The 13,965-nt window shown below is 64.6% G+C and carries 14 protein-coding genes; 7 read left to right on the top strand and 7 right to left on the bottom strand.

Annotated elements, in window-relative coordinates:
- Position 1: 1 nt before the first annotated feature.
- The 4 genes from AC04SI_RS09275 (at position 2) to deoA (ending at position 3,629) form a co-directional block, all read left to right on the top strand.
- A complete protein-coding gene (locus AC04SI_RS09275) occupies positions 2–973 on the top strand; it encodes an ABC transporter permease (protein WP_404276420.1) in 972 nt (323 codons plus the stop codon).
- A 75-nt stretch (positions 974–1,048) separates the two neighbouring features.
- Entirely contained in the window at positions 1,049–1,441 is a 393-nt protein-coding gene (gene cdd, locus AC04SI_RS09270) for a cytidine deaminase (RefSeq protein WP_404276418.1), read from the top strand.
- Between the two features lie 47 nt (positions 1,442–1,488).
- Entirely contained in the window at positions 1,489–2,304 is an 816-nt protein-coding gene (locus tag AC04SI_RS09265; RefSeq protein WP_404276416.1) for a purine-nucleoside phosphorylase, read from the top strand.
- A 5-nt stretch (positions 2,305–2,309) separates the two neighbouring features.
- A complete protein-coding gene (gene deoA / locus AC04SI_RS09260) occupies positions 2,310–3,629 on the top strand; it encodes a thymidine phosphorylase (protein ID WP_404276414.1) in 1,320 nt (439 codons plus the stop codon).
- Between the two features lie 12 nt (positions 3,630–3,641).
- Here the strand turns inward: deoA and AC04SI_RS09255 are convergent, their stop codons facing one another.
- The 3 genes from AC04SI_RS09255 to AC04SI_RS09245 all read right to left on the bottom strand — a co-directional run bounded on the left by AC04SI_RS09255 (position 3,642) and on the right by AC04SI_RS09245 (position 6,057).
- Entirely contained in the window at positions 3,642–4,205 is a 564-nt protein-coding gene (locus AC04SI_RS09255) for a TIGR02281 family clan AA aspartic protease (RefSeq protein WP_404276412.1), read from the bottom strand.
- A gap of 133 nt (positions 4,206–4,338) precedes the next feature.
- Positions 4,339–4,968, bottom strand: a complete 630-nt coding sequence (gene upp / locus AC04SI_RS09250) for a uracil phosphoribosyltransferase (RefSeq protein WP_006203161.1) — start codon at positions 4,966–4,968, stop codon at positions 4,339–4,341.
- 114 nt (positions 4,969–5,082) lie between these two features.
- A complete protein-coding gene (locus AC04SI_RS09245; RefSeq protein WP_404276410.1) occupies positions 5,083–6,057 on the bottom strand; it encodes an adenosine deaminase in 975 nt (324 codons plus the stop codon).
- 135 nt (positions 6,058–6,192) lie between these two features.
- Here AC04SI_RS09245 and ubiE point away from each other — a divergent pair, with 135 nt between their 5' ends.
- The 3 genes from ubiE (at position 6,193) to coaBC (ending at position 10,108) form a co-directional block, all read left to right on the top strand.
- Entirely contained in the window at positions 6,193–6,969 is a 777-nt protein-coding gene (ubiE, locus tag AC04SI_RS09240) for a bifunctional demethylmenaquinone methyltransferase/2-methoxy-6-polyprenyl-1,4-benzoquinol methylase UbiE (RefSeq protein ID WP_488474146.1), read from the top strand.
- Positions 6,970–6,982: 13 nt separating this feature from the next.
- Positions 6,983–8,557: a 2-polyprenylphenol 6-hydroxylase gene (gene ubiB, locus AC04SI_RS09235; RefSeq protein WP_488474145.1), complete on the top strand. Its 1,575-nt coding sequence runs from the start codon at positions 6,983–6,985 to the stop codon at positions 8,555–8,557.
- A 78-nt stretch (positions 8,558–8,635) separates the two neighbouring features.
- Positions 8,636–10,108: a bifunctional phosphopantothenoylcysteine decarboxylase/phosphopantothenate--cysteine ligase CoaBC gene (coaBC, locus tag AC04SI_RS09230; protein ID WP_404276404.1), complete on the top strand. Its 1,473-nt coding sequence runs from the start codon at positions 8,636–8,638 to the stop codon at positions 10,106–10,108.
- Between the two features lie 9 nt (positions 10,109–10,117).
- Here the strand turns inward: coaBC and AC04SI_RS09225 are convergent, their stop codons facing one another.
- From AC04SI_RS09225 to AC04SI_RS09210, 4 genes are all read right to left on the bottom strand, one after another.
- On the bottom strand, positions 10,118–11,554 hold the full coding sequence (locus AC04SI_RS09225; protein WP_488474144.1) for an MFS transporter: 1,437 nt from the start codon (positions 11,552–11,554) through the stop codon (positions 10,118–10,120).
- Positions 11,555–11,700: 146 nt separating this feature from the next.
- Positions 11,701–12,183: a DUF992 domain-containing protein gene (locus AC04SI_RS09220; protein WP_404276402.1), complete on the bottom strand. Its 483-nt coding sequence runs from the start codon at positions 12,181–12,183 to the stop codon at positions 11,701–11,703.
- Positions 12,184–12,256: 73 nt separating this feature from the next.
- On the bottom strand, positions 12,257–12,730 hold the full coding sequence (locus AC04SI_RS09215; protein ID WP_404276400.1) for a DUF992 domain-containing protein: 474 nt from the start codon (positions 12,728–12,730) through the stop codon (positions 12,257–12,259).
- Positions 12,731–12,977: 247 nt separating this feature from the next.
- Positions 12,978–13,832: a tetratricopeptide repeat protein gene (locus tag AC04SI_RS09210; protein ID WP_404276398.1), complete on the bottom strand. Its 855-nt coding sequence runs from the start codon at positions 13,830–13,832 to the stop codon at positions 12,978–12,980.
- Between the last annotated feature and the right edge of the window lie 133 nt (positions 13,833–13,965).

Below are 13,965 nucleotides of genomic sequence, written 5' to 3'. Positions count from 1 at the left end.
GATGGATATCTTCATCGCCATCGTGCAGATACTCGACTCGACCATCCGCCTGTCGGTGCCGCTGCTGCTGGCCTGCCTTGCCGGCCTCTATTCGGAGCGGGCGGGTGTTTTCGACATCGGGCTGGAAGGCAAGATGCTGGTCGGCGCCTTCGCCGGTGCTGCGGCCGCCTCGGTCTTCCACTCTGCCTTTCTCGGCCTCGGCATGGCGATCCTGATCTCGGTCGCTTTCGCCCTCATCCACGGCTTTGCCTCGATCACCCATCGCGGCAACCAGATCGTCTCCGGCGTGGCGATCAATTTCATCGCCGCCGGTTCGACCATCATGCTCGGCCAGCACTGGTTCCAGCAGGGCGGGCGCACGCCGGCGCTGGCGCCGGGCGAACGCTTCGAGGCGATCATCTGGCCCGGCGTCGACGCGGTGCGGGGCGTGCCGATCATCGGGCCAATCTATTCGGAGCTGATCTCCGGCCACTCCATACTGGTCTACATCGCCTTTCTGATGGTGCCGTTCACCTGGTGGGTGCTGTTCCGCACCCGCTTTGGGCTCAGGCTGCGCGCCGTCGGCGAAAACCCGGCGGCCGTCGACACGGCCGGCATCTCTGTCGCCTGGCTGCGCTACCGGGCGCTCATCTGCACCGGCATCCTGACCGGCGTCGCCGGCGCCTATCTGTCGATGGTGCAGAATGGCGGCTTCGTGAAGGACATGACCGCCGGCAAGGGCTATATCGCGCTTGCGGCGCTGATCTTCGCCAAATGGAAGCCGGTCAACGCCATGTTTGCCTGCCTTTTGTTCGGCTTCCTCGACGCGCTGTCGATCCGCCTGCAAGGCACGCCGCTGCCTTTGATCGGCAAGGTGCCGGTGCAGTTCATGCAGGCGCTGCCCTATGTGCTGACCGTGATCCTGCTTGCCGGCTTCATCGGCAAGGCGATCCCGCCGCGCGCCGGCGGCGTGCCCTATGTCAAGGAACGCTGAGCGATCGCGACGCGGAAATCGGCATCTGCCAACGAATACCGGCTTTTGAACAAGATCGTGGGAGAGAACACCTGAATGTCGCATGATCTGTTCGAAGCGGCCAAAGCGGCGATGGCCAAGGCCTATGCACCCTATTCGAAATTCCCGGTGGGCGCGGCGCTGCGTACAGAGGATGGCCGGGTTTTTGCCGGCGCCAACATCGAGGTGGCGTCCTATCCCGAGGGCTGGTGCGCCGAGACCACGGCGCTCGGTCATTACATCATGGGCGGTGGCGGCGAGATCACCGAAATCGCGGTCATCGCCGAGCGGATGGCGAAATGCTCGCCCTGCGGCGGCTGCCGGCAGAGGCTGGCGGAATTCTGCCGGCCGGAGACGAAACTCTACCTTTGCGACAATGGCGGCGTGGTCGAGACCGTGACGATGGGCGAGATGCTGCCCTACGGCTTCAAGGGCGATATTTTGAAATGAAGACTTGGTTGAAATGAAGAGTTGGTTGAAATGAAGAGCTGGCTAAAATGATTGAAAAAGCTCTGGATCATCTCGTCGAAAGGCTGGACGGGCTGGCACCGACAGTCGCGCTGGTGTTGGGTTCCGGTCTTGGCGGCCTCGTCGATCAGGTCGAGGACGCCCGGCGCATCTCCTATGCCGAGCTACCGGGCTTCCCGAGAAGCGGCGTCAGCGGCCATGCCGGCGAGGTGGTGGCAGGGCATTTTGCCGGTACGCCGGTGGTGATGCTGTCCGGCCGCGCCCATTATTACGAGCACGGCAACGCGGCTGCGATGCGTCCGGCGCTGGAGGTGCTGGCCGGCATCGGCATCACGCAATTGATCCTCACCAACGCCGCCGGCTCGGTCGATCCGGAGATGGGGCCAGGCTCGGTGATGCTTATCACCGACCACATCAATTTCTCTGGTTCCAATCCGCTGATCGGCGAACCCAGCGACCGCCGCTTCGTCGGCCTCACCGAGGCCTATGATGCGGGTCTGCGCAAGGCGATCGAGAAGGCGGCCAAGGCGACCGGCACAGACCTGCACGAGGGCGTCTACATGTGGTTCTCCGGACCCTGTTTCGAAACGCCGGCCGAAATCCGCATGGCGCGCGTCATGGGCGCCAATGCCGTCGGCATGTCGACGGTGCCGGAAGTCATTCTCGCCCGCTTCCTTGGCTTGCGCGTCGCCGCCTGCTCGGTCATCACCAACCTCGCCGCCGGGATGACCGGGGCGGAGCTTTCGCACCAGGAAACCAAGGACATGGCGCCGCTGGGGGGCGCTCGGCTGGCGACGATCCTCAGGCGCGTGTTCCAGGACGGGCTGCCGGAGAGTAAGGTCTAGGCCGGATGCTTGCCCAGGAAATCATTCGCCGCAAGCGCGACGGCCACAGACTGTCTGCGCCCGAGATCGCAAGCTTCGTCGACGGGCTGACCGCCGGCAGCGTTACGGAAGGGCAGGTCGGCGCCTTCGCCATGGCGGTGTTCTTCAACGGCATGAGCCGCGAGGAGGCGGTGGCGCTGACGATTGCCATGCGCGATTCCGGCGACGTGCTCGACTGGTCGGATCTGCCCGGTCCGGTCACCGACAAGCATTCGACGGGCGGCGTCGGCGACAATGTCTCGCTGATGCTGGCGCCGATCGTCGCGGCCTGCGGCGCCTATGTGCCGATGATCTCCGGCCGGGGTCTCGGCCACACCGGCGGCACGCTGGACAAGATGGATGCCATCCCCGGCTACATCAGCCAGCCGGATCTGGCGCTCTTCCGCAAGACCGTGCTCGAAACCGGCTGCGCCATTATCGGCCAGACCGCCGATTTGGCGCCCGCCGACCGCCGTTTCTATGCGATCCGCGACGTGACCGGGACGGTGGAATCGGCGCCGCTGATCACCGCGTCGATCCTGTCGAAGAAGCTCGCCGCGGGGCTCGGCTCGCTGGTGCTCGACGTCAAGGTCGGCAACGGCGCCTTCATGGAGAAGTCGCGCGACGCCACCGCACTGGCCAACAGCCTGGTTGAGGTCGCCAATGGTGCGGGCTTGAAGGCTTCGGCTTTGGTCACCGGCATGAACGAGCCGCTGGCGTCCGCCGCCGGCAACGCGGTCGAGGTGCGCAATGCCGTCGATTTTCTCACCGGCCGGTTTCGCGACAAGCGGCTGGAGGATGTGACGCTGGCGCTGGCCGCCGAAATGCTGCAGTCGGCCGGCCTGGCTGCGTCCAACCAGGACGGCATCAGGCGCGCCGCCGAGACGCTTGCCGGCGGCCGCGCGGCCGCCGCCTTCCAGCGCATGGTGGCGGCACTCGGCGGTCCCGCCGATTTCGTCGACACACCGGAAAAGTATCTGCCCAAGGCACCGGTGGAACTGGCCGTGACGGCGCCAGAAAACGGTTTTGTCACCGGCATTGCGACGCGCGACATCGGGCTTGCCGTCGTCGGCCTCGGTGGCGGGCGCACCCGGCCCGACGACAGGATCGACCATGCGGTCGGCATCACAAGGCTTGCGCCGATCGGGGCTGAGGTGCCGGCCGGCGAGGCGCTGGCGGTGGTTCATGCCCGTTCAGAGTCGGATGCGGAAGCGGCTGCGGCCGCCGTGCTCGCGGCCTATACGATCGGCGCTTCGAAGCCGGCGGCGGAAAAGACCGTCATGCGGCGGATCCTGCCGCGCAGATAGGGCGTCGTTGTCCTACTGGACAAGCAGCAGCGCGCCGTTTTCGACCTCATATTTCTGCAGCTTCTGCAGAAAGCTCATGCCGATAAGGTTGGTGTGCAGCGCCTTGTCGTCGAGCACGACCGCCTGGATGTTATCGACCGAGATCTTGCCGATCTGCAGACGGTCAAGAGTGACCACCGCCGCCTTGATGGCGCCGTTGGCGGTGTTGACCTGATGGATGAAATCCGACGGATTGAGCGAGATGCCGATCCGGCGCGCCGTGGAGGTGTTGATGGCGACCAATGTGGCGCCGGTGTCGATCATGCCGTCGACCTGACGGCCGTTGAACTTGAAGGCCGAAGTGAAATGGCCGCGCGCGTCGGCGTTGACCACCACCTTGCGGCCGAGCGGCAGGGGGGCGACCTGCTTGTCCGGCACCGAGGCGAGATTGAGGTCCGGCTGCGTCTCGACTGCCGGCTTGGAGGCGACGGCCGATCTCAGCAGTCCGTCCAGCATCTCAGGGTTCGACTGATAGACGATCGGGATCGATGCCGAGGTTCCGGCAAAGACGCCAAGGAAGAGAAGCTTGCGCAGCATGAATGGACCTTCGTGAAGGCCCCATTTCTACGCCGACATGGTGTTTTCAGCTTTAACGCGCGCGGGAACCGCGCCTTTGCGTAAACGGAAGGTAAACGACCCGGCAGCTGTCGGCGGAAGGCTCAAGTCGCCGTCACTTCGTCCCGTACATGCGGTCGCCGGCATCGCCAAGGCCGGGCATGATATAACCCTTGTCGTTGAGCTGGCGATCGATGGAGGCGGTGAAGACCGGGACGTCCGGATGCGCCTTGATGAAGCGCTCGATGCCTTCGGGGGCCGCCAGAAGGCACAAGAAGCGGATGTTGGTGGCGCCTCGGCCCTTCAGCTTGTCGATCGCCGCGATCGCCGAATTGGCGGTCGCCAGCATCGGGTCGACAACGATCACCAGCCGGTCGGCGAGATCGCTTGGCGCCTTGAAGAAATATTCCACCGCCTCAAGCGTTTCATGGTCGCGGTAAAGCCCGATATGGGCGACGCGCGCCGCCGGCACCAGGTCGAGCAGGCCTTCGAGCAGGCCGTTGCCGGCGCGCAGCACCGAGGCGAAGACCAGCTTCTTGCCCTCGAGCGTCGGCGCTTCCATGGTCTCGATCGGCGTCTCGATCTCGGTCGTCGTCAATTCGAGATTGCGGGTCACCTCGTAGCCCAGAAGCAGCGAGATCTCGCGCAACAGCCGCCGGAAGCCGGCTGTCGAGGTCTCCTTCTTGCGCATGATGGTCAGCTTGTGCTGGACAAGCGGGTGGTCGACGACGGTGACGCCCTGCATGGTGCTCTCCTGGAATTCCGGCAATTCGAAAGACCCTAGCGACAATGCGGCGGGCAAGGAACCGCTTGGCCGCCACCGACCACAGTTTTTGCCGGAAATTTGCCGGTGAAAAGATCAGCGTGAAGCGCCGTTGAGCCGGGCGAGAAGCGCCGTCTTCGTCTTCCTGTCGACGAATGCCGCCTCGATTGCCGTCCTGGTGACAGCCGTGAGCGCCTTGTCGTTCAAGGCGAAATGCTCGGCGGCGATGTCGTATTCGCGCTTCAGCGAGGTCCAGAAATAGGGCGGGTCGTCGGAGTTGAGCGTCACCTTGCAGCCTGCCGCCTTGAGCGCCGGAAAGGGATGGTCGGCGAAACTGTCGAAGACTTTCAGCGCGATATTCGAGCCCGGGCAGCATTCGAGCACCACGCCCTGGTCGGCGATGCGGCGGACAAGGTCGGGATTCTCGATGGCGCGCACGCCGTGGCCGATGCGGGAGGGGCGGATGTGGTCGAGCGCTGCCTTGACGCTCTCCCAGCCCATCAGTTCGCCGGCATGGATGGTGATGCCGAGCCCTGCCTCGCGGGCGATCTCGAAGGCGCGGACATAGTCCTCGAAATCTCCCATGCGCTCGTCGCCGGCGACGCCGAAGCCGGTCACCAGCGGATGCCCGCAGCGGGCGGCAAAGCGTGCCGCCTGCTCGATCGATTCGACGCCGACATGGCGCACGCCGGTGACGATCATGCGGCCCTCGATGCCGGTCTTGGCCTTGGCGCGGGCCATGCCTTCGCCGAGCGCGTCCGTATATGCCTTGGCCGACAGGCCGGCCTTTTTGGCGTGATCCGGTGAAGTGAAGACCTCGGAATAGATGGCGCCGTCGCGGGCAAGGCTGGTCAGGTAGTGGTCGGCGAGGCGCGCATAGTCCTCTTCGGTGCGGAACAGGTCGGACGAGAAATCGTAGGCGGCCAGAAAGGAAGTGAAATCGTGCCAGACGAAGGAGCCGTTCTGGATATAGGGCGACGTGTCCTTGCCGTATTTGCGCGCCTGGCTGATGACGAGTTCGGGCGCCGCTGCCCCTTCTATGTGGCAGTGCAGTTCCGCTTTCAATGGCATTCAATCATCCCGTCACGTCGGTCCAGGTCACATAGGCCCACCACCTGGAAGCGCGGCCGAACACCGCGCCTTAAACAATAGCGCCCGCACAATCGATCGGCTATGGTCCCGCCGGTTTTATGACGGATCAAAATAATGTCAGTTGAGAGAACCACGGCCGCGGGCGGCATGGAAACCTCCTATGGTTTCAAGCGGGTAGGGGCAGACGACAAGCAGTCGCTGGTCAACGACGTTTTCCACAAGGTGGCGAACCGCTACGACCTGATGAATGACCTGATGTCGGCCGGGCTGCACCGGCTGTGGAAGGACGCCATGGTGACATGGCTCAATCCGCCGAAACGGCCTGGCTGGAAGGTGCTCGATGTTGCCGGCGGTACCGGCGACATCGCCTTCCGCATCGTCGAGGCGAGCCACGGCAACGCGCATGCCACGGTGCTCGACATCAACGGCTCGATGCTCGCCGTCGGCCGCGACAAGGCCGAGAAAAAGGGCCTGTCCGACAACACCGATTTCGTCGAAGCCAATGCCGAAGAACTGCCTTTCGCCAATGCCACATTCGATGCCTATTCGATCGCTTTCGGTATCCGCAACGTGCCGCGCATCGATGTGGCGCTGGCTGAGGCCTTTCGTGTGCTGAAGCCTGGCGGGCGCCTGCTCTGCCTGGAGTTTTCCGAAGTCGAAATGCCGCTGCTCGACAAGGTCTACGAAGCCTGGTCGTTCAACGCCATCCCGAAGATCGGCCAGGCGGTCACCGGCGACGGCGAGCCCTATTCCTATCTGGTGGAGTCGATCCGCAAATTCCCCAACCAGGTGAATTTTGCTTCCATGATCACCCGCGCGGGCTTCGACCGCGTCACGTTCCGCAACTATTCCGGTGGCATCGCCGCGCTTCATTCGGGCTGGAAGCTTTGAGGCGAGTGCAGCGATGAGCACAGTCGGCGCCGCTTTCAGGCTCGTACGGGCCGGCTGGGTGCTGGTCCGCGAGGGCGTCATCGCCGCCTTGCCGGGCGAGGAGCTTTCCGGCCTGCCGAAATTCGGCTGGCGCATGGCCAGGCTGTTCACCCGCCGCCGCTCGCTTGCCTACAAGCGCGGCGACCGTCTGGCCAAGGCGGTGGTGCGGCTGGGGCCGTCCTACGTCAAGCTCGGCCAGTTTCTGGCGACGCGGCCGGATGTCGTCGGCAACGACATGGCGCTCGACCTGGCCCTGCTGCAGGACAAGATGCATACGTTCCCGCAGGCCGAGGCGATCGCCGCCATCGAAGCCTCGCTAGGGCGCAAGATCGGTGAACTCTACGCCAGCTTCGACGGTGCCGTCGCCGCCGCATCGATCGCCCAGGTGCACAGCGCCGAGACCATCCATGAGGGCGTTGCCTCCAGGGTGGCGGTGAAGGTCATCCGGCCGGGTGTGCGCCGCCGCTTCTTCCACGACCTCGAGAGCTATTTCCTCGCCGCCCGCCTGCAGGAGAAATACATCCCGTCGTCGCGTCGGCTGCGGCCGGTCGAGGTGACCGAGACGCTGGCGCAGACAACCAAGATCGAGATGGATCTCAGGTTAGAAGCGGCAGCACTTTCGGAACTCGGCGAGAACACCAAGGAGGATCCGGGCTTCCGCGTGCCGTCGGTCGACTGGGAGCGCACCGGCCGCGACGTGCTGACCATGGAATGGGTCGACGGCGTCAAGATGAACGACATTGCCGGCCTCGCCGAGGCCGGGCACGACCTCAAGGCGATTGCCGCCAACCTCATCCAGTCGTTCCTGCGCCATACGTTGCGCGACGGCTTCTTCCATGCCGACATGCATCCGGGAAACCTGTTCGTCGAGGCCGACGGCACCATCGTTGCCGTCGATCTCGGCATTGCCGGCCGACTCGGCAAGAAGGAGCGCCGGTTCCTCGCCGAAATCCTCTACGGCTCCATCACCCGCGACTATCTGCGCGTCGCCGAGGTGCATTTCGAGGCCGGCTATGTGCCGCGCCAGCACAATGTCTCGGCCTTCGCGCAGGCGATCCGCGCCATCGGCGAGCCGATCCATGGCCAGCCGGCCGAGACAATCTCGATGGCCAAGCTGCTGACGCTTTTGTTCGAAGTCACCGAGCTGTTCGACATGGCGACGCGGCCGGAACTGATCCTGTTGCAGAAGACCATGGTGGTGGTCGAAGGCGTCGCCCGCACGCTCGACCCGGCCTTCAACATGTGGAAGACGGCCGAGCCGGTGGTCGGTGACTGGATCGCCGGCAATCTCGGTCCGCGCGGCCTGCTGGTCGATGCACGCGATGGCGCCAGAGCGATGCTGGCGCTGGCCCGCCAGGCGCCAGACCTTGCCGTCCGCACCGAGCGGCTGTCACGCGAGATCGACCTGATGGCCGAGCACGGCCTGCGCTTCGACGAAACGACGGCGCGCGCCATCGGCAAGGCAGAGGCGCGCTACACCCGCTCGGGCCGGCTGGCACTGTGGGTCATCGCGCTGACGCTGCTCTATATTTCGTGGCGGATTTTCTAGCCTCATCCTCGACCGCTTGCTCTCATTTGATAGCATTGCTATCATTGCAGGCAGCATAGCCGAGATGAGTGCAATCATATGGCCAGCATCACCATTCGCAACCTCGATGACGAGGTCAAGGATCTGCTGCGGAAAGTGGCGGCGGAGAACGACCGCTCGATGGAGGAGCAGGCACGGGTTATGATCCGCGCCGCGGTCGAAGGCCAGCTCGGTCCGGCCGGTCGCATCGACCAGATCGAACAGACGCTGCGCGAACTGGCGAGCGCACGCAGCGTGGCGGCGCCGGTCGCTGCCGCGGCGAGCAAGGTCCTGCCGCGCGGCGGCCTCTCCGGCAAGCGCATCCTGCTCATCATCGGCGGTGGTATCGCCGCCTACAAGGCGCTCGACCTGATCCGCCGGCTGCGCGAGCGAGGGGCCGCGGTGCGCGTGGTGATGACATCAGCGGCGCAGGAATTCATCACCACGCTGTCGGTCGGCGCGCTTTCGGCCGACCATGTCTTCACCGATTTGTTCGACCGCAAAGACGAGCACGATGTCGGCCATATCCGCCTGTCGCGCGAGGCCGACCTCTTGGTCGTGGTGCCTGCCACCGCCGATTTGATGGCGAAGCTCGCCAACGGCCATGCCAATGATCTGGCGTCCACCGTTCTTCTCGCCACCGACAAGCCTGTGTTAATGGCGCCGGCCATGAACCCAAAAATGTGGTCGCATCCGGCGACGCGCCGCAATCGCGCGACGCTGGGCAAGGACGGCATTGCCTTGATCGGACCGGCGAAGGGCGAGATGGCCGAGAGCAACGAGGCCGGCGAGGGCCGCATGGCCGAGCCGCTGGAGATCGTTGCCGCCATCGAGGCGTTGCTCGACACCAGGCCGAAGCCGCTTGCCGGCCGCAGGATCATCGTCACCTCCGGGCCGACGCATGAGCCGATCGATCCGGTGCGCTACATCGCCAACCGCTCGTCGGGCAAGCAGGGCCATGCGATTGCGGCGGCGCTGGCAAGGCTCGGCGCCGATGTGCGCCTGGTCTCCGGACCGGTCAATATCGCCGATCCGGCCGGGGTCACGACGGTGCATGTCGAGACCGCGGCCGAGATGAAGGAGGCGGTCGAGCAGCTTTTGCCGGCCGACGCTGGAGTGTTCGTTGCCGCGGTCGCCGATTGGCGCACCGCCAGTGCCGCCGGCGAGAAGATCAAGAAGGTGGCGGGTGAGGGACCGCCGGCCCTGCAGATGATCGAAAATCCTGACATCCTTGCCGGCGTCGGCCATCACAAACAGCGGCCGGGGCTTGTCGTCGGCTTCGCCGCCGAGACGCAGGACCTCGTCAGCAACGCCGAGGCCAAGCTCCGGAAGAAGGGCGCCGATTTCATCGTCGCCAACGACGTCTCGCATGAAAGCGGCGTCGGCCCTTCGGGAGTGATGGGTGGCGACCGCAACAAGGTGCGGATCGTCTCCAAAACCGGCGTCGAGGAATGGCCTGAGATGGATAAGGACGAGGTGGCGGCACGGCTCGCCGCCTTGATCGCCGAACGCCTCAAAACCGTTGTGGTCTGAGGTCCTCGATCAGCCGGCAGTCTTCTCCAGAGGCGTCTCCGGTACCGCAATCCTCAAGGCCGCCACGCATCCGACAATGCCGAGCGGCACGAAGGCGATGAACAGCCAGCTGGCGACACTGGCCGCCGCCTCACGGTTCAACCCTTCCGAAAAGCCACTGGCATTGGCGATGATACCGGCCACGGCAGCGCCCACCGCATAGCCGATGCGCTGCATGGTCGGCACCGCGGCCGACGCGATGGTCTGCTCGTCGTCCCGGGCCGAGGCGACGATGACGCGGGTCAGGAACGGCCAGGCGACACCGAAGCCGCCGCCTTGCAGCAGGGCGCACAGCAGGATCAACGGAATGGAACCCACCGGGATCGTATAGGCGAGGCCGGCAATGCCGCAGGCGATCATCAGCGCGCCGACGACGATGATCGGCCGTTCGCGTTCCTGCGGTGCGTTGGCGACGAGGATCGACAGGATAGACCAGGAGATCGACTCGGCGGCGATGATATAGCCTGTGGTCAGGATCGGTATGTCCTGCAGGCTGGTCAGGAGCAGCGGTCCGTAGACGCCAAAGGAGATGGTGGCCACCGAAAAGGCGGCGACCATGGTCATGCCGCTGCCGACCGGCGAGCGCCATGAGAACAGCTTGGCCGGGAACAGCCGCGATTGCGGCTTCAGCCCGTCGATGCGGAAGAACAGCGCGAGGCCGATCAGGCCGAAGCCAAGCAGCAGGGACGAGCGCAGCAGGGCAATGTCGACGCCCGCCATGGCGATCAGCACGACGCTGACGGCGAGGCAACCGAGCGCGACATAGGGGAAGGGCGGCGCCGTGCCGCCGGTTGCCTGCAGGCGGGTAGCCTCCGGCGTGTTGAGTACGATGAGGCTCGCGAGCGCGAGCGCGATCCCGCCCAGGGTGAAGATGCCGACGGCCCAGCGCCAGGACAAAAGCTCGGTCATGATAGCGCCGATCATCGGCCCGCTGAACGCGGCGATACCCCAGATCGCCGACAGGATGCCAAAAAGCTGCGGCCAGATGTTGCGTGGGAACAACCGCTCGACCGACACGAAGGCCAGCGACACGAGCGCGCCGCCGCCCAATCCTTCGATCAGCCGGCCGGCGAGAAACTGGGGCATGGATGGGGCGATGGCGCTGACCAGGGCGCCCGTCGCGTAGAGCAAGGCGGCGATCACCATGTTGGTGCGCAGCGGAACATAGCTGACGAGCCGGCCGGCGGCGGCTCCGGCGACGATGGCGCCAAGCTCGTAGATCGCCAGCGACCAGCCGACCAGCTGCACGCCGTCCAGTTCGCCGACCATGGCCGGCATCACCGTCGCCACCATCGTCTCGTTGGTGGCGTAGAGCAGGATGCCGAGGTTGATGAAGCAGAAACGCGCCAGATCGCCGCTCGCCCACAGCGCCTGCCAATCGACCCTGTTGCTGGTTTCACTGCTCACATCATTCTCCCGACTTGCCGGCCATTGAAAGGGTCGCAGCATGCGTCGAAAACGATGCGCCGCCCGTCGGGAAGCGCTTGTAGAACGTCAACCGCGGTTGAGCTCAAGCGGTTTTTGAGACGCTTGCGCAGCCAAGCTGCGGACGGTCAGTTCGCGGTACTGCGCAGCTGGAACTGGCTGACGCCGATGGCGATGTTGATGCCGGTCTGCGTCTGCAGACTGAGCGGCTGCAGCGTGAAGGCCTGCGAGGAGCCGCCGACGAGGAGATTGGCGCCGGCGCCGACCGTCGCTGTCACTTCGGCGCTGGCGCCGATGTAATCGCCGGCCAGCGCGCCGGGCGCATAGATGTTCTTCAGCGGCGTCAGCACCAGCCACTGCATCACGCTCTGCTTGGTGGTGCCGATGTCCAGCCCGTATTTGTTGACGGCGCCGAAATAGGCTTCCGGCGCGAAGGTCTTGTCGGCGGGGGTGAAGGTGCAGCTCAGATCCTTGCTCGAGCCGAAAATGAAGCCGGTGCCGCCGCCAATGGCGCATTCCAGTGTGCCGAGTTCGATGCCTTGGTCCCGGGCGTGAGCCTGTCCTGTAAGCGCGGCCGCGATCACGGCGACGGCGATGATGGTTTTGTGCAAGGCGATCCCCCAAAAGCATGCGGCGCGGAAACAGTATCCTGTTCCGCGCCGCGCGTAGAGGGATCAAATGCGCTTATTTAAACGAGTGGATCAGCTGGAGCGAGGCCACGGCTACCGTCAGATTGACGCCGGTCTGCGCCTGGACGCTGAGCGGCTCCAGCATGAAGGCGCCGTCCAGCCCGCCGACCAGGAGATTGGCGCCGCCGCCTGTCACGACGCTGGCCTCGGCATTGACGCCGTAATAGCTGCCGGCGAGGTCGCCCTCGTCATGGCTGCGGGTGGCTGCCAGAACCGCCCATGCCAACTGGCCCTGATGCGTCTGGCCGATATCGACGCCGAGCTTCGAGATCATCCCGGTGTACTGCTCGGACGGCCCGTGATTATAGGGACGGAAGGTGCAGGACACGCCCTTGTTTGACGTGATGACATAGCCGACGCCGCCGTCGATGGTGCAATCGAGCGTGCCGAGCCGGAGCGCGCCGGCGCTGACGGGAGAGGCGAGGACCGTGGTGGCCAGCGCTGAGGCACAAACAAGTATCTTGATCATCGGGAAGGTCCCTTTCGCAAACTTCGCAAGCCTCGATTAACGATCGAGGTGCGCGGAGCGTTCCGCCGAAAACTTGGCGCGAACATGGCAAGAGTTAATGTGCCGTTATCGGGGCGTTGGCGACGCGTGGCGAAACGCTGCCTTGAGCCCGTACGAGCTCAAGGTCGGACTGAACGGCTACGATCTTTTTGTTTTGACGCAATTCCGGACGGAAAACCGCTGCACACTTTTCCTGGAATTGCTCTAGCTAGCTGGCGGTGGCGCTTGAGGTGCGGGACAGACCGTCCTTGGCCGGCTGGTAGGTCGGATCGAGATGGACCGCCTCGCGGTAGGACTTGGCGGCTCTCACCTTGTCGCCGCGCCGCTCGTAGATCAGCGCCTGGTTGGCCCAGGCCTCGGCGTTCTTGCCGTCGAGCTTGATGGCCATGTTGAAGTCGGAGAAGGCGTTGTCCTCGTCGTTCATGGCGAGATAGGAAAGGCCGCGGCCGTTGTAGGGCTCGGCGGCGTCCGGGGCCAGCGAGATGGCGGTCGAAAAATCCTCGATGGCGAATTTGTGCTGGCCCTGGCTCTGATAGATCAGGCCGCGATTGTGATAGGCGCGCGCATCGGTCGTATCGAGCTGGATCGCCTTCTGGAAATCGTTGAAGGCTTCGGTGGTGCGGCCTGCCTTGCGATAGAGGTTGCCGCGGCCGATATAGGCGGCGTCATAGTTCGAATTGATCTGGATCGAACGGTTGTAGTCGGCGAGCGCGGCTTCCTGGTTGCCGAGGAAGCGCTGGATCAAGGCGCGGTTCGAATAGGCCTGGTAGAAATTCGGATTGAGCTGGACGGCGGTGTCGAAATCCTTCAGCGCCGCCTGATACTGGCCGCCACGGCCATAGGCCGAGCCGCGCACATTGTAGGCTTCCGGATCCTGGGGATTGCGCTGGATCACGGCCGAGAGCGAGGAGATGTTCTCGGTCGAGCCTTGCGCCTTGTCGATGTTGTTGAATTCGCCGGTCGGGGCCGTCTGGCAGCCGGCAAGCGCCAAGCCGGAAAGCAGGGCTGCCGTCAGGGCGAAGCCGCGCAATGCGGTTCTGCGCTCCACGGAAATTGCGTTCATGTCTGCTCTGTCCTCACTGCCCGCCGCGCCGTCAGGTCCGTTCCCTCTCCGAACCGGGTCGAAAATTGTCGCAAGTGCTAGAGCGAACTTTGTGCGTCAAGGTGGACGCACGTCACTCTAAATAAAAAGGTGG

It is taken from the genome of Mesorhizobium sp. CNPSo 4689 (genome assembly GCF_057784325.1).
The sequence above is the reverse complement of the archived record's forward strand: the minus strand, read 5'-3'. Positions and strand labels throughout refer to the sequence as shown.